11 protein-coding genes are annotated in these 21,517 nt (G+C 66.7%); 6 read left to right on the top strand and 5 right to left on the bottom strand.

What is annotated here, in order from left to right; all coding sequences use genetic code 11:
* Positions 1-64: 64 nt before the first annotated feature.
* The 4 genes from gltB (at position 65) to ACIQ51_RS02285 (ending at position 12,041) form a co-directional block, all read left to right on the top strand.
* Positions 65-5,071 carry a glutamate synthase large subunit gene (gltB, locus tag ACIQ51_RS02300; RefSeq protein WP_396203388.1) on the top strand — a complete coding sequence of 1,669 codons (5,007 nt, stop codon included), beginning with the start codon at positions 65-67 and terminating at the stop codon, positions 5,069-5,071.
* Between the two features lie 2,438 nt (positions 5,072-7,509).
* On the top strand, positions 7,510-9,198 hold the full coding sequence (locus tag ACIQ51_RS02295; protein ID WP_396203387.1) for a peptidase dimerization domain-containing protein: 1,689 nt from the start codon (positions 7,510-7,512) through the stop codon (positions 9,196-9,198).
* Positions 9,195-10,523: an amidohydrolase gene (locus ACIQ51_RS02290; RefSeq protein ID WP_396203386.1), complete on the top strand. Its 1,329-nt coding sequence runs from the start codon at positions 9,195-9,197 to the stop codon at positions 10,521-10,523. The genes ACIQ51_RS02295 and ACIQ51_RS02290 overlap by 4 nt, the downstream gene beginning before the upstream one ends.
* A gap of 57 nt (positions 10,524-10,580) precedes the next feature.
* On the top strand, positions 10,581-12,041 hold the full coding sequence (locus ACIQ51_RS02285) for a pyridoxal phosphate-dependent decarboxylase family protein (protein WP_396203385.1): 1,461 nt from the start codon (positions 10,581-10,583) through the stop codon (positions 12,039-12,041).
* Between the two features lie 53 nt (positions 12,042-12,094).
* Here the strand turns inward: ACIQ51_RS02285 and ACIQ51_RS02280 are convergent, their stop codons facing one another.
* The 5 genes from ACIQ51_RS02280 to ACIQ51_RS02260 all read right to left on the bottom strand — a co-directional run bounded on the left by ACIQ51_RS02280 (position 12,095) and on the right by ACIQ51_RS02260 (position 19,389).
* On the bottom strand, positions 12,095-12,745 hold the full coding sequence (locus tag ACIQ51_RS02280) for a DedA family protein (protein ID WP_396203384.1): 651 nt from the start codon (positions 12,743-12,745) through the stop codon (positions 12,095-12,097).
* Positions 12,746-12,819: 74 nt separating this feature from the next.
* Positions 12,820-15,981 carry an efflux RND transporter permease subunit gene (locus ACIQ51_RS02275; protein WP_396203383.1) on the bottom strand — a complete coding sequence of 1,054 codons (3,162 nt, stop codon included), beginning with the start codon at positions 15,979-15,981 and terminating at the stop codon, positions 12,820-12,822.
* 35 nt (positions 15,982-16,016) lie between these two features.
* Positions 16,017-17,195 (bottom strand): efflux RND transporter periplasmic adaptor subunit, encoded by a 1,179-nt coding sequence (locus ACIQ51_RS02270; RefSeq protein ID WP_396203382.1) that lies wholly within the window; start codon positions 17,193-17,195, stop codon positions 16,017-16,019.
* Positions 17,192-18,670, bottom strand: a complete 1,479-nt coding sequence (locus ACIQ51_RS02265) for a TolC family protein (protein WP_396203381.1) — start codon at positions 18,668-18,670, stop codon at positions 17,192-17,194. Before ACIQ51_RS02265 ends, ACIQ51_RS02270 begins: the two co-directional genes overlap by 4 nt.
* 62 nt (positions 18,671-18,732) lie before the next feature.
* Entirely contained in the window at positions 18,733-19,389 is a 657-nt protein-coding gene (locus ACIQ51_RS02260) for a TetR/AcrR family transcriptional regulator (protein WP_396203380.1), read from the bottom strand.
* 204 nt (positions 19,390-19,593) lie between these two features.
* Between ACIQ51_RS02260 and ACIQ51_RS02255 the strand changes: the two genes are divergently transcribed.
* Both ACIQ51_RS02255 and ACIQ51_RS02250 read left to right on the top strand, forming a co-directional pair.
* Positions 19,594-20,826 carry an XdhC family protein gene (locus ACIQ51_RS02255; RefSeq protein ID WP_396203379.1) on the top strand — a complete coding sequence of 411 codons (1,233 nt, stop codon included), beginning with the start codon at positions 19,594-19,596 and terminating at the stop codon, positions 20,824-20,826.
* Positions 20,827-20,838: 12 nt separating this feature from the next.
* Positions 20,839-21,459, top strand: a complete 621-nt coding sequence (locus ACIQ51_RS02250; RefSeq protein WP_396203378.1) for an NTP transferase domain-containing protein — start codon at positions 20,839-20,841, stop codon at positions 21,457-21,459.
* Positions 21,460-21,517 lie beyond the last annotated feature (58 nt).

Raw genomic sequence — 21,517 nt, 5'->3', positions numbered from 1 at the left:
CAAGCAAAGGAACGAGTCGCCGGACTCATCGGTTTGTCCCGGATACCTCTACCTCGCCTCCCACATGACTGCCCATCTCGCCAGCGGCTCCCTCTTCGACGACGAAGCAGGTTCTCCCTACGCCCCGCGCGATGCCTGTGGGGTGGGATTCATTGCCCGTCAGAGCGGCGAGCGCACCCACGAAGTCGTGAGCCTGGCGCTCGAGGCAGCGGCGCGACTGGCGCACCGTGGCGCAACCGCGACCGACAGCTCTGCCGACGGTGCCGGTCTGCTCGCGCAAATCCCTCGCCGCCTCTTCATTCTGGCGGCCTCGCGCCTCGGACTGCATCTGCCCGCCGACGCCGCCATCGGGGTGGGGATGTGTTTCCTCCCCACGGAGCCGCAGGCCCTCGATCAGGCGATGGCGCTCGTCAACGACGTGCTGCTCGGTGACGGGATTCCGGTCTTGGGGTGGCGCGAGGTTCCCGTGTCCCCGGAGGTCCTCGGCCCATCGGCGCGCAGCGCGATGCCCACGATCCGCCAGGTGTTGGTGGGACGACCAGCCGGGAGCGACGACGACAACTGGGAACGGCAGCTGTATCTGGCCCGTCGGGAAATGGAGCACCGCGCCGCCGCGCGCGGCCTTGAGCCGTTCTACATCTGCTCGCTGTCCTGCCGTACCGTGGTCTACAAGGGACTTCTGACCGGCGGACAACTGGGCGATTTCTTCCCGGACCTTCGCGATCCCGCCTTCGAGTCGGCCATCGCCGTGTTCCACGAGCGCTACGCCACCAATACCATGCCACGGTGGGAATTGGCGCAGCCGTTCCGCATGCTCGCGCACAATGGCGAGATCAACACGGTCTGGGGCAATCGCAACGGCATGGCCATGCGCGGTACGCTGCTCGACGCACCCGCGTTTGGCGACAAGGCCGACCGTGTGCGCGAGCCGATCCGTCCGCGCGGGAGCGACTCGGGCAGCCTCGATAACGCCCTCGAACTGCTCGCACGCGCCGGTCGCTCGCCCGTGCACGCCACGATGATGCTGGTACCGCAAGCGTGGGAGAAGTTCCCCGATGTCGAACCGGCCGTGAAGGCGTTCTACGAGTATCACCAGTGCGTGATCGAACCGTGGGACGGCCCTGCGGCCCTCGCGTTCAGCGATGGGGTGACGGTCGCGGTCTCTCTCGACCGCAATGGCCTGCGTCCGTGCCGGTACAAGATCCGCGCCGACGGCATGGTCGTCGCCGGGTCTGAAGTGGGGATCGTGGACTTCGACCCGCGCGATGTCGTGGAAACGGGGAAGCTCGGCCCTGGTGGCGTCTTCCTCGTGGACACCGCAGGCAAGCGCATCGTGCGCAACATGGCCGCCAAGCGGGAAGTGGCCACGCGCCGGCCGTATGCCAAATGGATCGCGCAGCACATGTCCACACTCCCCACCAGCGACGGCGCCGAGCCGCTCGTGCGCTCCAGCGATCAGCTGCGCGCCACGCAGATGGCATTCGGCTACGGGCACGAGGATCTGCGCATGGTGCTCGAGCCCATGGCGTCGACCGCGGCTGAAGTGGTGTGGAGCATGGGGGATGACGCACCGCTCGCGGTCCTGTCCCCGAGTACCCCACCACTCTATGCATTCTTCCGGCAGCGGTTCGCGCAGGTCACCAACCCGCCAATGGACTCGCTCCGTGAAAGCATGGTGATGTCATTGCGCATGCACCTGGGGCGCCGCGGCTCGCCGTTGGTGGAAAAGCCGGCCTATGCCCGCATGCTGCGCATTGAGCATCCGGTGTTGCTTCCAGACGAGATGGCCGCGCTGCGTGCCTTCCCGCAGCTACCGTGCGCCACGCTCGATGCCACCTACAACGCCCGCTCCCGCTCGGAAGCGCTCGAGGCGGCGCTCGACTCCCTATGCCGCCGCGCCGAAGTGGCCGCGCGCAAGGGCGCACGGCTCTTGGTGATCAGCGATCGCAAGGTGAGTGCCGATCGCGCGCCCATTCCCGCGCTGCTGGCGCTCGGCGCCGTACGTCAGCACCTGGTGCGGACCGGGCTGCGCGCCCGCGTGGGGCTGGTGGTGGAGGTGGGTGATGCCATCGAACAGCACCACATGGCCGCACTCTTTGGATACGGTGCGGAAGCGGTGCATCCGTGGCTTGCCATGGAAACGGTCGCCACCCTCTTCTCCGAGGCACACGGAAAAGCCGACGCGGACCCCCAACGCCCCGGACCGGCCCTCGCGCAGTCGCGGTACCGATCGGCGGTCGAAAAGGGGCTGCTCAAAGTGCTCGCCAAGATGGGGATCTCCACCCTGTCGTCGTACTGCGGCGCCCAGACCTTCGATGCGCTGGGGCTCGGCGCCGACGTGATCGATCGCTGTTTCTCGGGGACCGCCTCGCCGATGGGTGGGCTCTCGCTCCGTGAGCTGAGCGAGGATGTGCTGCAGCGGCACCGGCGCGCCTTCACCGCCGACGGCACCCCACACGCGGCGCTTCCCGACCACGGGCGCGTGCGATTCCGCAAGGACGGCGAACAGCATGGCTGGGCCCCGCAGACGGTGCTCGCCCTGCAGCAGTCGGTGGGGAGCGCCCGGGCCACGCGCGCCGGCACCGACCCCGACGACGCGTGGCGCACCTTTGCTGAGCGGGCCAGTGGGGGAGCGCCCACGACCGTGCGCGACCTGCTCGCGATACGCGCAGGGGTGTCTATCCCGGTGGAACAGGTGGAGCCCATGGAAGCGATCCGGGCCCGCTTCATCTCGAGCGCGATGTCACTCGGCGCCCTGTCGCCCGAAGCGCACGAGACGCTCACGATCGCGATGAACCGCATGCAGGCACGCTCCAACTCCGGCGAGGGGGGCGAAGACCCCGCGTTCTACCGTGACACGGGACCCGACCGCCGCGACAGCCGCATCAAGCAGGTGGCGTCGGCCCGCTTTGGTGTGACCACCGAATACCTCGCGCGCGCCGAAGAACTCGAGATCAAGATCGTGCAGGGGGCCAAGCCGGGCGAAGGCGGGCAGCTCCCCGGGCACAAGGTCACGGAACTCATTGCGCGACTGCGGCACAGCACCCCTGGCGTCGGGCTCATCTCCCCGCCGCCGCACCACGACATCTACAGCATCGAAGACCTCGCGCAGCTCGTGCACGACCTCAAGACCGTCAATCCGCGCGCCCGCATAGGGGTGAAGCTGGTGGCGGAAAGCGGCGTGGGCACCGTCGCGGCGGGCGTGGCCAAGGCATTCGCCGATTACGTGCTGATCGCCGGCCACAATGGTGGGACCGGTGCGTCACCGCTCTCGAGCATCAAACATGCCGGCTCTCCGTGGGAGCTCGGCCTCGCGGAATCACAGCAGGTCCTCGTGGCGAACGGCCTGCGTCACCGCGTGGAGGTACGTGTGGACGGCGGATTGCGGACCGCACGCGACGTGATTGTCGCTGCCCTGCTGGGTGCCGAGTCGTACGGCTTTGGCACGGCGCCTCTGGTGGCCATGGGGTGCGATATGGCGCGCCAATGCCACCTCAATACCTGCCCCACCGGCATCGCTACCCAGCGCGAGGATCTGCGCGCCAAGTTCCGTGGCACGCCCGAGCAGGTGATCGCCTACTTCTCCCGCATCGCGGAAGACGTGCGGACCGAGCTTGCCGTCATGGGGGCCCGTTCGCTTGCCGAGATCATCGGGCAAGTGGAACGGCTGCAACGCGCCGAACGCCCCGAGGTGCCCCGCTCCACCATGCTTGATCTGTCGATCGTGCTGGGGGCGCCGCGCCGCACCGACGAGGCGCGCCTGCGCACGGTAACGCGCAATGCGCGCCCTGGCGTGCAGGAGCTCGACAGTCGTATTCTCGCAGAGGCCGCCGCCACGGTGGCACACGGGAGCCCATTCACGGGCGCGTACGAGATCCGCAATCACCACCTCACGACGGGGGCGCGTGTGGCGGGTGCACTAGCCGAGCGATTCGGCGATGACGGCTTGCCCGCGGGTACGATGCAGCTCGACTTCACCGGGAGCGCCGGACAGAGCTTCGGCGCCTTCGGTCTACGCGGCATGCGCTTCACGCTCGAAGGGGAAGCGAACGACTACGTAGGCAAGGGGCTGAACGGCGCGGAGATCACGGTGCGGCCGTTTCGCAACGCCCGTTACCGCGGGGCGAGCCATCTCAACATGATCCTCGGCAACACCGTGCTCTACGGCGCCACGGATGGCCTGCTGCTGGCATCCGGGCAGGCTGGCGATCGTTTCGCGGTGCGCAACTCGGGAGCGTGCGCGGTCGTGGAGGGCGTGGGAAACCACGCGTGTGAGTACATGACCGGCGGCATCGTGACCGTCCTCGGTCGCGCCGGGCGCAATTTCGGCGCCGGCATGTCCAACGGGGTGGCGTACGTGTTCGACGAGTCGGAAACGTTCGCCGGGCGCCTCAATCACGAAATGGTACTGTTGGCCGATATCGACGCCGACGACACCGCGCTGCTCAGACAGCTGCTGCGACTGCACATCGCTCGCACCGGCAGTGCCCGGGCGCGCTGGCTCCTGGACGATTGGGACCACCAGCACAGCCGTTGGCGCAAGGTGAAGCCGCGCGGATCGGCCGAACATGTGGCACGCATTCGCGCCACATGGATGGATCGCCTCAGCGCCCTGAGCAGCAACGCCACGGCGGTAGGGCGGTCCGCCGCTTCGGTGGCAGCGATAGGGTTATCGCCTGCGGCTCGTGCGCCAGCCTGTTCCCGGTGCGCGAGCCGCCCGACCACTCCGACGACGTCAGATGGGCGCCTCGAGGTAGAGATCCGTGCGCCATCCCTTGTACGGATAGAGCCCGCGTGCCACATCGACGCGGAACAGACCATCGAGGAAGCCCAGCCCCATGCCGGTGCCTCGCTGCGGTTGAATCCGGCCGATACTCCTGCGACTGCCGGCCCACCCCACATCGAAGAACACGACGGGGCGTACCGCGCCACCTCGCGTGCCCACTTCGGCTCGCGAGAACCAGAAGGCATCGCCCTGCTGCGTACCGGGCAACTGCCCGCGCACTGTACGCAAGCCACCCATGACGTAGCTGCGCTGGAACGGCACTCGACCGAGCGACGTGCCGATTGATCCGGTCACTGCGGCGGCGAGGGGACCAACGGGACGAGAGATCGTACTTTCGATCGACCCGCGCGCGTACTCGAAGGTGCCTGTCGCGGCTTCGCCGCGCGCAATGCCGGTGAGGCGAAGTCCGCCCGGACGCTCCACGAGCATCCGCGACCATGCGGCATTCACGCCGGCGAAAGAGCCAGGCTCGGCGAGCAGATTCTCGCGAAAGCGGCGTCCGCTGACCAGGCGCGCCAGCGAGAAGGTATTGACCACGTTGCTGTCGCCGGCGGTCCACTGGCGCTCCACGAACAGGCGGTATTCGAGCGCGCCACGACGTTGCTCACGCCGTTCACCAAGCTCGAACCCGTAGGCGCGGAAATAGAAGCCTTCGTCGCGTCCGTACACCAGCGCGGGGAGCGAAGGGCCGAGCGTGAGGGCGCCGGCCCACTCCGGATTCACCGCATTGAGGCGGTGGTAGAGGCTGCCGGTCACGGTACGTGCGCCGCTGCTGCGGACGAGTGACAGCTCGCCATTGGCGTGCAGATCTGCATGACCGATGCGTCCCACGCCGCGCAACGTATACCCGGCGCCCAGCACCTGCTTCACCTCTACGCCGGCGGAGAGCCCTTCCACGCGATTGTAGCGAAAGAGGTCGGACCCGGTCCGGATGGTGGGCCGCTGCGGCGCGAAGGGGACCTGCAGTGACATCGTCAGGGCGTCCACCAACTGCTCGGCGGACCGGAGGTCGAACAACTCTTCATCGGAGGCCGTTGCCGGGGGGAGCACAGTGGATCGCGCCAGCGCAGTCATGTCGCAGGGCAGGTCGTAGGCAATGCGCAGCGTACGGTCGTAGCGATCTTCCGTACGTGTCCACGTACTGTCCGTTTTGCACTGCGTAACCTTGCCGCGGCCGTAGCGCCGCACCTGCACGGAATCGGCGTCGGCAGCGCCGTTCTTCACACTCCCCCCCACGGCGACCGCAATCTGCACCTCCGCAACAGACGAATCGACGACGGACGAATCCGCCGCGGCGCCGTCGCGCCGCGCCGCCGGGGTACGGGACGGTGGCAGTGCAGCCAGCGTGAAATCGCCGTCGACATCCTCGTAGGTGAACTTCTCGTCGAGGCGGAAGGGGATGCGCATGAACATCACATCGGCGCTGGCGGTGGCACGGTGGGCGCGTGGCAGCCAGAACTTCCCCTTGTAGAGCGCATACTCCACCGTGATGGCGTCCAGCTTGGCGCGCATGGGTCGCATGGTGGCCATCACCCAGGCAGGCGGCTCATCATCGGCAGGCGACGCCCCCGGACGCCTCGCCTGTTGGCTCCGCACCCGCGCCACACTGTCCCGCACATATAAGTCGCGCGGCAAACGGGCACGCAGAACGGAATCACGTACGGGGCCGAGGGTCGCATTCTCGAGGACGTCCTTCTTCGTTTCCTCGCTTGCCAGTCCCCAGATATCGATGTCCGTAGACAGCCGGTACGCGGCACGCACCAGCTGCCCCCCGTCGCGATCGAACCAGAAGGACCCCACGAAGGTGCGCCAGTCCGGTTTGCGTGCCGTGATGCGGAGTTCGCGCAACGTGATCACACGGCCGTCTGGCAGTGTGATGGCCGCCGAATCGCCGATCTCGTAGCGATACCAGCGTTCGGCACCGCGTGCGAGCGGATGAATGATCTCACGGTCGTCTACCTCCGTTTTCACCACCCCGAAGTCGGACGACGGGAACCAGAGCTGCTCCCGGCCCGGGAAGTACGGGATCGACACCGCAGAGACAAAATCACCCTGCACATCGGTTGCCAGCGGCACCGTCATGCGTGAACCGACGGGACGCACGCGCACGCCTACGTCGCGGCGCCAGGCGATATCGGCCACGTTCTCACCGCGGAACAACAGCTTTTCGAGCCCGAGGCGGCGCGCGCCCATGTGGACCGACATGCGCTGCGTCGTCGTGGCCCGATAGGCGCGCAGGGCGCTGTCCTGCTGTTCGCGGGCCTGTCGTGCCCGATCGAAGACCGCACGAGCCTCCGGGCTGCCGAACGCGCTGCTTGCGGCTTCGGCGACCAGACGAGCCCGGGTCGTACTATCGCCCGCAAGGCGACGCCGATTCACCAGACGCGCGTCGCGGACCGCCTCACGCACCGCGCGGCGCTCCTCGGCGGACATCGTGTCCCGGGGCGACTTCCTGACGGTGTCGCGGACGGCCGGACTGCCCGAGGGGCGTGCGTCGCGCCCCTGACCCGACGACACGGCAGGGGCGAGGACCGCAAGAAGGAGGGAGCCGAAGGTCAGCAGGCGGCGCATGAAGTTTGAATCTAGAACCGGAAGCACACGGCGTGGCGATGGAACCCAGCGGGTCCCCCTACGTTCGGCCGACCCGAGCGGTTTCCGCCGTCGAAACGTAACTTCGGACAGTTGGAATCCGGCCCGATGCCATTCGTTTTAGGAGACCTGACGTGCGCTTCCTCCCGCAGCTGTCCCGATCGACCCTTCGTGTATCCGCCGCGGCCGTCGTCGCCGCCGCGGCCACCCTGCCGGCCTCCGTGTGGGCACAGGGGGGCACGACCGCTTCCCAGCCGGCGGCCGCAGCAGACCCGCGCCTCGCCAAGCTCAAGGACGAGGCGCTGCAGATGGTGCAGGCCCGCTCCAAGCAGGTGCAGGAAATCGTGGATATGCTCTTCTCCTTCCAGGAACTGGGCTTCCAGGAGTGGGAGTCGCAGAAGTACCTGACCACGTTGCTCGAAAAGGAAGGGTTCAAGATCGAGAAGGGCGTGGCCGGCATCCCAACGGCGTGGACCGCCAAGTGGAGCTACGGCACCGGCAAGCCGGAGATCTCGCTGGGCTCTGATGTGGACGGGATTCCGCAGGCCAGTAACAAGCCGGGCGTGGGCTACAAGGACCCCATGGTCACGCAGGGGCCCGGTCACGGCGAAGGGCACAATGCCGGACAGGCGCTCAACGTGGTCGCGGCGATTGTGGTGAAGCAGCTCATGCAGCGCGACAAGATCAACGGCACGCTGCTGCTCTGGCCGGGTATCGCTGAAGAGCAGATGGCCGGCAAGGCGTTCCTCGTGCGCGCCGGCATCTTCAAGAACACCGACGTCACGCTCTTCACGCACGTCAGCAACGACCTCGGCGTGCAGTGGGGGGCCAGCGGCTCGAGCGCCCTGATCTCGGCCGAGTTCCGGTTCAAGGGTTCGAGCGCGCACGCAGCCGGTGCCCCGTGGCGCGGCCAGTCGGCGCTCGACGCCGTGATGCTCATGGCACAGGGGTGGGAGTATCGTCGCGAACATCTGCGCCTGCAGCAGCGGTCGCACTACGTGATCAAGGACGGTGGCGACCAGCCCAACGTGGTGCCGAGCACCGCGAGCGTCTGGTTCTACTTCCGTGAGCAGGACTACCCGCGCACGATGGAACTCTTCGAGACGGGCAAGAAGATCGCGCAAGGCGCCGCGATGATGACCGACACCAAGCTCGATACGGTGATGATTCTCGGATCGGGATGGTCGGCGCACTTCAGCAAGCCAATCGCCGAAGCCATGCACCAGAACATCCAGACCGTCGGCATGCCCACGTGGGATGACAAGGACCAGACGCTCGCCAAGGGAATTCAGCGCGAGCTGGGTCAGCCCGACTTCGGTCTGTCGAGTGAAGTGAACAAGCAGCTGCGCGGGTCCGAAACGCCGCAGAACTGGATGGGTGGTGGCTCCGACGACATCGGCGACATTGCGTGGAACGTGCCCACCGTCACACTGCGCTTCCCGTCGAACATTCCGTCGCTGCCCGGGCACAACTGGGCCAACGCCATCTCGATGGCCACGCCGATTGCCCACAAGGGTGCGCTCGCCGGTGCGAAGGTCCAAGCGCTCACGCTGCTCGATATCCTGCTCACGCCCAAGGTCGTGACGGATGCATGGGACTACTTCAAGAATGTGCAGACGAAAGACGTGAAGTATCAGCCGTTCATTCGTCCGTCCGATCAGCCGCCGATCTGGCTCAATGCCGACATCATGGCGAAGTACAAGCCCCAGCTGCAGAAGTTCTACTACGATCCCAGCAAGTACAAGACCTATCTCGAGCAGCTCGGCATCGAGTATCCCACGGTGCGTCCGATCGAAGCCAAGCCGAAGGGCGACAATCAGTGAGCCTCCGCACCAGACTCCTGACGGCCGCCCTCGCGGCGGCCGTCGTTCCCTCGCTCAGCGCCGCGCAGCCGGCCATCTCCGACGCGGCCCTCGCGTCGGAGATCGAGAAGCGCACGGCCGCCATCACCGACAAGGTGACGGCGTGGCGCCATGACATTCATCAGCACCCTGAACTCGGCTATCAGGAGAAGCGCACCGCGGCGCTCGTGGCGGCGCACCTCAAGTCGCTCGGCATTGAAGTACAGGAAAACGTGGGCGGGATCCCCGGCGTGGTCGGCATCCTCAAGGGGGGCAAGCCTGGACCCACGGTGGCCCTCCGCGCCGATATGGATGCCTTGCCCGTCACAGAGCTTGTGGACGTGCCGTTCAAGAGCACGGTGCGCACCGTGTACAACGGCGTGGAAACGGGCGTGATGCATGCCTGCGGGCATGACATGCATACCGCGATGCTCATGGGCACGGCCGAAGTGCTCGCGGGGCTGCGCGCGAAGCTGCCGGGCACGGTCAAGTTCCTCTTCCAACCGGCCGAGGAAGTGCCACCGCGCGGCGGGGCGCAGCCCATGATCGAGGCCGGCGTGATGAACGGCGTGGACGGCGTCTTCGGGTTGCATGTGGGCCCCGGTCCGTCCGGCGCGATGAGCTACCGCGGCGGGTCGATCAGTGCGTCGGCGGATACATGGAAGATGATCATCCGCGGCAAGCAGGGGCACGGAGCATTCCCGTCGGCCGCAGTCGATCCGATCGTGGTCAGCGCCGAAATCGTGTCAGCCCTGCAGACCATCGTCTCTCGCTCCCTCGACCTCACGGCAGGCCCGGCGGTCGTGACGGTGGGCGCCATTCACGGCGGCCTGCGCGAGAACATCATCCCCGATTCCGTCTGGATGATCGGGACAATCCGCACCTTCGATCCCAAATCGCGACAGATCGTGGCCGAGCGGATGAAGACCCTGGCCCAGAACATCGCAGAGGCGCACGGGGCGAAGGCCGAGGTGGACGTGGTACTCGGCTACGGCAGCACGATCAACAATACCGGCATGGTCACGAAGTTCGCGCCCACGCTGAAGAAGGTGGGTACGCCGGCGGGGGTGTTCGAGAACAAGGCCGGGACGATGGCCGGTGAGGATTTCTCCCGCTTCGCCGACAAAGCCCCGGGTTTCTTCTTCAACCTGTCGGTCACGCCGGCCAACGTGGACCTGTTCAACGTGGCCAGCAATCATTCGCCGCTGTTCCAAGGCGATGACAAGGCGCTCCCCGTGGGCGTTCGCGCGATGAGCACGCTCGCCGTGGAGTTCCTCGTATCAGGGGGCGTGCCGCGCGTGCCCTAGTCCGCCAGCGGCAGGCGGCAGCGGCAGGCCGGCGCTGCCGCCTGATAGATTGATGGTATGCCCATCGCCGACTCTTCCGCGGGCGACCTCCCGCCCGAGGCGTTCCGCACCGCCGCGCATGCCGCCGTCGACTGGATTGCCGAGTATCTTGAGCAGAGCGCGCACTATCCGGTGCGCAGCCGGGTACAGCCCGGCGATATCCGCGCAATGCTGCCGGCACATCCCCCGGCGCAGGGGGAGCCGCTCGACGCGATGCTGCAGGACTTCCATGCAACGATCCTGCCCGGCATCACCCACTGGAATCATCCGGCGTTCTTCGCCTACTTCGCCAACTCGGCGTCGTATCCCGGCATCCTCGGCGAACTGCTGACCGCTGGCCTCAACGCCAACGGCATGCTCTGGATCACGAGCCCCGCCGTGACGGAGCTCGAGCAGGTCACGCTCGACTGGCTCCGGCAGCTCATGGGACTGGGCGACGGATGGTTCGGGCAGATCACCGATACCGCCAGCGTGAGTACGTTCTACGCGCTCGCTGCGGCGCGTGAGCGGGCAGGATATGATGTGCGCACGAAGGGCATGACGGCGCGGCCGGAATTGCCGCGCCTTCGCGTGTACTGCAGTGAGCATGCCCACTCGTCGATCGACAAGGCGGTCATCGCTCTCGGGATCGGGCACGAAAACCTGGTCAAGATTCCCGCCGATGACCAGTTCCGTATGCGCGCCGATGCCCTCGCGGCGGCGATTGCCGACGATGTCGCAGCGGGATTCAAACCGATCGCCGTGGTACCGTGTATCGGCACCACGAGCACCACCAGTGTCGATCCCGTGGTGGAGGCCGTGCGCATCGCGCGCGAATACGGGTGCTGGGTGCACGTGGACGCGGCCTACGGGGGCGTGGCGGCGATCGTGCCGGAACTCCGCTACCTGCTCGACGGCGTGGATGGTGCCGACTCGCTGGTGGTGAACCCACACAAGTGGCTCTTCACCCCCATGGACTGCTCCGTGTTCTACACGCGCGATCCCCACACCGTGAAGCAGGCGTTCGCCCTGCTGCCCGAGTATTTGGTCACATCGACGCCCGACGAGACCATCAACCTGATGGACTACGGCATCCAGCTCGGCCGGCGCTTTCGTGCGCTCAAGCTCTGGATGGTACTACGCGCCTTTGGCCGCGAGGGATTGGCCGAACGCATTCGTCGGCACTGCGAACTCGCCCGCGAGTTCGCGGGCATGGTGCACTTCGAAGGGGGCTGGGAGCTCACCGCACCGGTCACGCTGTCACTGGTGTGCTTCCGTCTGGTGCCCCCCGGTGCCGACGAAGACACCATTGCCCGGGTGAATGCCGCGATCATGGAACGGGTAAATGCCCGCGGACACGCCTACCTGTCGCACACCAAGGTGGCGGGGCGTTACACACTGCGCCTCGCCATCGGCAACATCCGCACCGATCGGTCGCACGTGGACGTGGCGTGGCGTGAATTGCGTGGGGCGGCGGCTGCAGTGCAGCGAGCCGAGTAGGCCGCCGCGCGGCACGAGCGGGCATCCTGCCCCACAGGATACGGGCGAGGATGTCAGCCCGCGGGGGGGCCGTCCTCGGCGTGGCGCTGCGTGGCCTGCCGGCTTGCCTTCCGTTCCTGCCGACGGCGCTGCCAGCGGACGAACGCGAGGAGCGCCACCGTGACGCTGATGGCGCCGACGACTTCGCCGGCCTTGCCGAGATGTCCGATCGCCTGCACGGCAGCCTCGCCGGCCGCATAACCGACCGCCGAAAAGAGCGCCGTCCAGAGCGCGGAGCCAATCAGCGACACCGGGAGATACACCAGCAGGGGGACGCGGGCCGCTCCACAGGCCATGGGAAGCACGAGGCGCAGCCCGAAGGCGAAGCGCACCAGGAAGGACGCCGTCCACGGATTTCGCCGTACCACGCGCAGCGCCACCGTGCCGGTGGCGCGCGTGCGCGGGAAACGACGACGGATCGTGTCCCACTTGAGGCGCCCCACCGCATAGAGCAGCGTGGTGGCGAGCCATCCGCCGACGGTGATGCTGACCAGCAGGGGCGCGAGCCGCAATTCCTTCTCGTGTACAGCAATCCCACCGAAGATGGGCGCAAGCTCTTCGGTGATGATAGCCGACGCGCCGAGGACGAGGTACGTCCACGGCGCGTCGGTCAGAGCAGATAGCCACGTCGCATCGGCAACGAGCAAGGAGACCAGCAGGCGCATGTCCGGCTAATCTAACCGCGAGCCGCGCGTTACCGCCCCCGCCACGTTTCCTTTTTCACGACTGGTACCTCGGTTCAATTGCCGGCCTCGGGGACCGGCAACTGATAGGTGCGGAACTCCCCGGTCTGGGGCGGGGTGAGCCCCACCATGCCGGCGAGTCGCGTGCGCCACCGGTCGAAGATCTCGTAAAAGGTGGGGATCACCAGCAGCGTGAGGATGGTACTGGTCACCACGCCGCCGATGACCGCGACTCCCAGCGGGGCACGGAACTGGGCGCCTTCGCCCCGCCCGAGCGCGACCGGCACCATGCCGGCGATGAGCGCGAAGGTGGTCATGAGGATGGGCCGTAGGCGGATCGCTCCCGCCTCGATCAGCGCCTCACGCAGCGGCATGCCGTTCTTCTCGCGGGCCCACTTCGCAAAGTCGATCAGGAGGATCGCGTTCTTTGCCACGATCCCGCAAAGCAGGATCACGCCGATCAGGCTCATGAGGTTGATCGTGTTGCCGGTAATGGCCAGCGCACCCATAACGCCGATGAGCGACAGCGGCAGCGAAATGAGAATGGAGATCGGATCAAGGAATGAACCGAACTGCACGACCAGGATGAGGTACATCAGCGCCACCGCTACGCCGAGCGCGATGAAAATGCTGCTGAACACCTCCTGCTGCTGCGCCACCTGTCCACCACTGCTGAGCGACACGCCCGGCGGCAGCGGAATCAACGCGGTCCCCTTGGCAATGTCGGCCTGCACCTCACTGAGCGAACGACCAGCGATGTTGGCTTCCACCTTGATCACGTTGTCACGATTCAGGTGGTTGACGACGGCAGGGCCGAGCTCACTCTTGATGCGCGCCACCTGCTGCAGCGGGACGAGTGTACCCGTAGCCCCCTGCCCCACTGCAATCGGCAGCTGTGCCAGGTCAGTCCCGCGGGCGCGGGCTTCTGGAGACAACCGTACGATCACCTTACGGGTCTCGTTGGAGGGATCGACCCAATCACCAGCATCGAGCCCGGCGAACGCCGGACGAATGGCATTGGCGACCTGGCCGACGCTCAGCCCCAGTGCCCCCGCCAGCCCGCGATCTACCTGCACCGTCAACTCAGGCTTCTGCCCCTTCGTGCTGAGCCCCACGTCCACGGCACCGGGCGTACTCTTCATGACGGCCAGATACTGATCGGCGACTTTCTGCAGCGCGTCCTTGTTCTGACCGCGCAGCTCAAGTGAGATCTGCTTCTCCTGACCGGCGAAGTCATTGGTGAACACCGACACCGTGGCGCCACCAATCCCGGCCACCTCGCGACGGACCACCTCACCCAACTCCTCCGCCGACCGCTGCCCCTTGGCGAGGCGGTCCCCCTTGGGATGCAGCTTGAGGTAGACGCTGGCAGCGTCGACCGCGCCGCTCACACCTCCCGCCGTCACGAAGCTGTACATCACTTCAGGGTGCCGGGTGGAATCGGTGAGCGCGAGCGCCTCGGTCACCTTCTGGCGGAGATAGGCGATGTTCGCACCCGGCGGCGTTTCCACCGTCATGTTGAGCTCCGCGTTATCCTCGAGCGGAAAGAATCCGCCACCCACGAAGCCCATGGCCGGCATTGCGAGGGCGAACACGAAGGTGCTGACGGCGAGCGTGACCATGCTCTTGGGGTGATCCAGCGCCCATCCGATGAGCCGGCGGTACCCGTTGGCGAGCCCGTTGAACCAGGCGTTGAACTTGTCGAGCTGCTTCGTGATCCAGCTCTTCTGGTGCTCCTCGAGATGGGGATCGGGCCAGTAGGCCGACAGCATCGGATCCAGCGAGAACGACACGAACAGCGACACGAGCACCGAGCAGGCGATCGTGAGCGCGAACGGCTTGAACCACTGCCCCGACTCGCCCTGCAGGAAGGCGATCGGCACGAAGACCGCGATGATCGAGAAGGTCGTGGCCGCAACCGCCAGACCAATTTCGTCCGTACCCTCGCGGGCGGCAGTGTAATGATCCTTCCCCATTTCCACGTGGCGCACGATGTTCTCGCGCACCACGATGGCGTCATCGATGAGAATCCCGATCGCCAACGACAACCCAAGCAGCGACATCGTATTGAGCGTGAAGCCGAACGCCCACACGGCCACGAAGCTGGCCAGTACGGAGACCGGCAACGCCAATCCGGTGATGACCGTCGAGCGCCACGAGTTCAGGAAGAGGAACACCACAAGGACAGTGAGGAGTGCGCCTTCGATGAGGGCGCTCTGCACGTTGTTGACCGAATTGGTCACGCGCGTCCCCTTGTTCTTCACCACGTCGAGCTGCGCCCCCTTCGGAAGCGTGGGACGCAAGGCGTCGACCTTCTTGACGATCGCCTCGGCGACGGCCGTGGTGCTGTAGCCCTTGGTCTTCTTGATTTCGATGCCCACCGCATCGCGACCATTGAAGAGCGCCAGCGTGCGCTGCTCCTCGATGCCGTCGTCCGCGGTGGCCACGTCCCCGAGGCGTACGATGCGGCCGCTCCGCTCTGACACGACGAGGCGCATGAAGTCCTGCGGACCGTCGAGACGACCGCGCAGACGGATGGTGCGCTCGTCGAGCGCCCCGTTCACCCGACCGACTGGCACTGCAAGATTGCCCTGCTGCAGCGCGGCCACTACCTGCGGCACCGACACCCCGGCGGCGATCAGCCGCTGCGGGTCCAGGTTGACGGTGAGCTCGCGCTTCACCGATCCGGTCACCGACACATCGGCCACGCCCGGGATCGCGCGCAACTCCCGGGTGATGCCGGGATCCGCGAGCAGCGTGAGCTGCGCCGGCGTGAGGGAGCTGGAATACAGACCGAGCGTCACGATCGGTGCGTCGGTCGGATTAAACTTTCGAAGAATTGGCTCCTCGATTTCCTGCGGCAGATCCTGACGCTTGGTGCTGATCGCGTCGCGGATGTCCTGCGTGGCTTCCTGGAGGTCCTTCGAAAAGTTGAACTGCGTGATGATCTGAGCGAACCCGTCACGCGCCTCTCCGCTGATGGTCTTCACGCCGGAGATGGACTGGATCGCTTCCTCGATCGGCTCGAGCACTTCGCGCTCGACCTGCTCGGGTGACGCCCCCGGATACACCACCGTGGTCAGTACGACCGGCGGTTGGACCTCGGGGAATTCGTCCGTTTGCAGCTGGAACAGCGCGACGAGGCCGAACCCCACCAAGGCCAGCATGGCCACGACGGTGATCAACGGTCGCTTGATGGCGAAATCGGAAATGAGCATGTGTGCCTGGGTAAGTGTCGGTCAGGACACGCGGGTCAGTTCTTCGCGGGCTTCGCGGGGACTGCGGGTGCCACGGCTGCCGAGGGCGACGCCGCGCGGGCGGCAGCATCGGCGGGTGCCGAGACGGTGATCGCCACGCCCGCCGAGATGCCGCGCGCAGCGCCGAGCAGCACGGTATCGCCACTCGCAAGGCCGATGGTTACCTCCACGCGCTCGGTCACCTCATCGCGCAGCCCGATCTGGATCTCAACCTTTTCCACCTTGCCACCCTTGAGACGCATGACGTTCGGCACGATGCCGGTCTGATCCACCGCCTGCTCCGGCACGAGGACCCCCACACGCTTCTGCGCGGCCACGCGCCCCTCCACGAACAGGCCGGCGACGAGCATACCCGCGTCGTTGGGGACCGACGCCTGGATGTCGACCTGCTTGGTCTGCGCATTCACCATCGGCGCGACCCGCGTAATGGTGCCCCGCAGTTCGCGATCCGTGCCGTTGACGGTGAACGTGACGGGCGCCCCGACACGCACATCGCTCAGCGCCACCGCCGGTACCGATGCTTCCACGCGCAAACTGCGGGGATCGATGACCGTGAAGAGCGCAGTACCCGGCGCCACGATGTCGCCAGGGCTCACGGTCTTCTCAGCCACGATGCCGGCGAAGGGTGCGCGGATCTGCGTGTTGCGCAGATTCTTGTCGGCGGAGGACTGACGTGCCTTCGCGTCGGCGAGTGCCGCCTGGGCCGACAGGTTGGCGCGTTCGGCGATCTCCACGTCACGCTCTGCAATGGCACCAGCCGCCGCCAGCGTCTTCGCGCGCTGCAGCTCGCGCGCGATCTGCTCGGCGCTCACCGTGGCCTGTGTGACGGCGGATCGTGCCGACATCGCCGCATCGCGCACAGCGGCATCCTCGATACGCGCCAGAACCATCCCGTCCGTCACGCGCTGGCCGGCATCTACGTAGGTCTGTCGCACGGCCCCGGCGACTTCGGCACGAATACGGGCTTCGCGATCGGCGGCCAGGGTACCAGAAATTGCCGGACCACTGCTCAGCGTGTCCGCGGTGGCCACCGCGATGTTGTCAGGGCCGATGGTCTGTGTGGCACCGGTGGCCGTGGCGTCGGGGGCCTCGGTTTTCTTGCCGCAGGCGGTGAGCGAGACGACCGTCATCACCAGGAACGCAACAGGCGCCGAGCGGCGCAGAAGGGAAATCATCGCGAGGTACCCATGTTCGTGGAAGCGGCTGCCGACGCGCCGCCAGAGGACAGCGGGAGATACGGAAGGAGTTCAATACGCTTGCGTGCGACTTGCAGGTCGCGCGCCGCGCGCGCCCGATTGGCAAGGGCCTGTTGGAGCTGCACGCGCGTTTCGGATAATTCGAGTTGGGTGGAGATCCCCTCACGGAAACGGACTTCCGCAATGGTGTACGCACGCTGTGCCTGCTCGGCCGTGCCGATGCTCGCCGTCCAATTGGCTTCCGCCTCGGTGAGCTGCAGGGCGGCGACCTTGGCATCGAGGGTGGCCCCCTCTTCGGCGAGCTTGAGCCGCTGCCTCGCCTCGGCCACGCCGGCCTCGGCGGCTACGATCTCGTTGCGCACGCGCCCCCCAGTGAATACCGGGTAGGACAGACCGATTCCCACCGTCCAATTCGGGAAGAATTCGTTGAGACTCGTTGGCAGCGCGTTGGACGGATAGGCAAGGCGCTGGTACACAGTCGTTGCCGAAAGCTGCGGTAAGCGCTGGCCCTTGGTGGAGCGGAGCTGCAGCTTGGCGACCTCGACCGACTTCTGAGCTTGCCGCACGGCCGCGCGTGCCCGCGCCGCCGTATCGCTTGCGGCAATCACACGGGCCACCTCGCCAGCGACGCGCGGATCGGCAGCGAGCACCTGCCCCGCATCCACATTGACCGTAGTAATTGGGGCCGTGCCGAGCGGCTCAACAGCGACCGGCCCCTCGGCAATGCTGTCGACCAGGACGATCGATTGGCTGGCCGGCAGGTCCAGCAGCTGCCGGAGGCGCAGTAAGGCACTCTCGCGGTTCGTGCGCGCCTGCAGCAGCTGCGGACGCTGGTTGTCGCGCGTGACGCGCGCCCTCACCAATTCAAACTCCGACGCAGCACCCACATTCCGCGTCAGTTGTACCTGACGCAGCGTCCGTTCCGCCTGCACCAACGCCGAATCGGCGATCAGTGCAAGCCGCTCGGTGAGCAGGGCATCATAGTACGCCTGCGTTACGTCGAGCTGCACCTGCGCATCGGCACTGGTGATGGCAATCACGGCCGATTCGCGGGCGATTTTCGCGGCCTTGAGATCGCTCGTGATGCGCCCACCGGTGAAGAGCGCCTGGGACGCCGTGATGCCGGCCGCCAGGTTGTACGGCGACGCAAAAATGCGGTTGATGGGGTTGTCGGCAAGCGACGCCGTATCCCTGCTTCCGCCGCTCCCGTCCGCGTTGTTGTTGCCGCCACCGAATCGCTCGCTGATGGCCGCAAACTGATTTTGCAGCTGCTTCTGCCAGGTCAGCGTCGTGCCAATCTGCGGCAGTACAGCGGAACGCCGCTGCCCCACCTGTCCGCGGGCACGCTGTTCGTCGGCGCGCGCCATGGCCACGTTTTCACTCGTGCTGCGCGCAAGCTTCAGTGCGTCCGCCAGCGACAGCGGCCGTGGTGCGGGCGGCTGCGCTGTGGCCATGGCCGGCGTCAGGATGGTAAGCGACAGTGCGACGACCCGCCTCCGCACAGAACAAAGAGACGTCATTCGGAGATCGATGTTGGAGACGAAACAACCGCGGCCGTCCGCGCGGTCGGCCCGGATGGGCCGGACACTGCGCGAATGCCGCGAAGGAATATCCGGACATACGACTGCAGACTCACGTCGACGGTCTGCGTGAACATCATTGGCATGACATCGCGATTCATGCCGTCGGCGAAGAGTGCGCCCATGAGCATGGTGACCGCGGCCTCCACTTCAGCCTCCGGCACAGCGCCGTTCGCCTGGATAAAGCCATACTGCGCGAGCCGTCCGACGTACTCGCGTAGCTGATTCGACGCACTATTGGGGCCTTCGGTTGCGCAGCCCACGAGATCCGGATGCGTCTCGAGGTCCGACATCAACTGCCGGATGAAGGGACGACGGGCGCAGGTTTCGCTGTGGTGTGCCACCATCCAGCCGAGCAGCTCGGCTTCCGGCGTCACGGGAATGGGGGGGAGCTGCATGCCAGCCGTGGCGGCCTCGAGCTCCCGCATCATCTGCGCGAGGAGCGCGTCCTTTGATCCGAAATGGCGGAACAGCGTCACTTCGTTGACTCCGGCTTCTTCGGCAATGCGCCGCGTGGTCGCGCCACGCCACCCGTGTTGGGTATAGACGCGAGCGGCTGCCTGCAGAATCCGGTGGCGGTGGTCGTCGATCATGATGGAATATTAAGCAAGTGTTTGCTTGCACGCAAGCAGGCACTTGCTTTCACTGTACGAAGCACCGTGCGAGAGGCCAATGGCCTCGAGGGCCGTTGTGTTTCACCGGGCTTGCGCCAGCGGGTCTGGATTGCCCCAGCGCAGCCGCCCTCGCTAATTCCCCCGAACACGCGTTTCCCTTCCCCGTTGTCTGCCGGAGCATCCGTGAACGGCTTCGTCGAACTCGCGCGAGCAGCCGCCGCCGCCCGGCAGTCCCGCCCGCAGGTAGCGCTGGCGCTTGCCACGCTGGTGCAGGTGGACGGGTCGTCGTACCGACAGCCCGGCGCACGGCTGCTGGTGGACGCCGAGGGACGGGTGCTGGCCGGTGCCGTCAGCGGCGGCTGCCTCGAGGGTGATGTGGCGGCGCGGGCGGCAGCGGTGTGCGCGACCGGGCGTGCGGCGCGCCTTACCTACGACCTCCGTGCCGACCTCGAAACGATCTGGGGGCTGGGCGCGGCCTGCGATGGCATCGCGCACCTGCTGCTCGAACCGCTTCCGGACTGGCAGTGGATGGCCGAGGCCGAGGCAATCCGTGCCCGTCGGCAGGGAGGGACCGTGGTCACCATCCTCGACGCACACGGGAGTGGGACCACCTGCCTGCTACTCGACGGCGACAGCCCGTCGGCCCGCTGGCACCCGCTGACCGATGATGCGCGGCTCGTTTCGCCGACCGACGTGGCACCGATCGCGCACACCGCCATACGCACGGTGATGCCCGTGCTGCACGCCCTGTCCAACGACGCCTCGGTATTCGTGGAGCCGTTGGTGGCACCCATCGCCCTGCATTGCGTAGGAGCCGGGCGCGGCGCCGCGGCCTTCGCACACATCGCCGTGACGCTGGGCTGGCACGTGACGATCCTCGACCACCGGCCAGCGATGCTCGAGGCGCTCGAGGTACCGGAGGGCGTGCATCGGCGCCAGATGCGGCAGCTCGATGCGGTGCAGACAGCCTTGAGCGAATTGCCGCACGATGCGCGGACCGCAGTCGCGCTGCTGTCGCACATGTTTGACGTGGATGCCGCGTGGCTCGCCGCCACGCTCCCGCTGCCGCTCGGCTACGTTGGGGTGCTCGGTTCACGCAAGCGCGCCGCGCAGCTGCTCGCATCGGCTGAGGCAACGCTGGCGGCATCGCAGGTGGAGATCACCCCACGCCATCGCCACAAGCTGCACGCACCGATCGGACTCGACTTGGGTGGTGAAAGCCCAGCGTCTATTGCGCTGGCTGCGATCGCCGAGATCGAAGCGGTGATGCACGCCAGACCGGCGGGGTTTCTCCGGGAGCGCCAGAGCCCCATCCACTCGCGCACGCCCACACCGACACTGCCGGAAGACGGCAGGGCACCGACGTCCCCAACGCAGCCGTTACGCTGCGAGCTCCCCGAGCCGCGCGTCGACTGAATGGGTGCGGACATGACCATCGCCGCCGTGCTCCTGGCGGCCGGGGCATCGCGCCGGCTCGGCGAGCCGAAGCAACTGCTGCAGGATGCCGAGCATGTGCCCACGGTCGTCCGCATGGTGCAGGCACTACGTGATGGCGGGTGTGCACCGGTGATCGTCGTACTCGGTGCTGCCGCCCACGAGGTGCGGCACACGCTCGAGGAGCACGGCGTTGCGCGGTGGGTGCAGTGCGTACTGAACGGCCAATGGAGCGAGGGCATGGGCACATCCATCGCCGCCGGTGTGGCAGCGATTCCGTCCTGCGACGGGGTGCTCGTGGCGGCCTGCGACATGCCGTCGGTCGATGCCGCGCATGTGGGTGCTCTCCTGCATGCCGCGCGCAGCGGCGGGCGTGTGGCCTCGACCTACGTCAGCGGCGATGGGCGATGCGTGCGTGGTATTCCCGCCGTTCTTCCCGCGCAGGACTGGCCGGTGCTCCGTGCTCTGCGTGGCGAGACGGGCGCGCGGACACTCCTGGCCAGTGACGGCACCATCACCGTACCGTTGTCAAACGGCCACTTCGATCTGGATACCCCGACCGATGTGGCCCAATGGCGCCGTTCTCTCGCGCCGCCGCGTCGAGACGAACACTGAACGCAGCGAGGGGGATGCAGCCGGTCGGCCACATCCCCCTCAGGCACTCGATGATCAG

It is taken from the genome of Gemmatimonas sp. (assembly GCF_044344655.1).
Classification (GTDB): Bacteria; Gemmatimonadota; Gemmatimonadetes; order Gemmatimonadales; family Gemmatimonadaceae; genus Gemmatimonas.
Note: the sequence above shows the minus strand (reverse complement) of the source record. Positions and strands in the feature narration are given on the sequence as shown.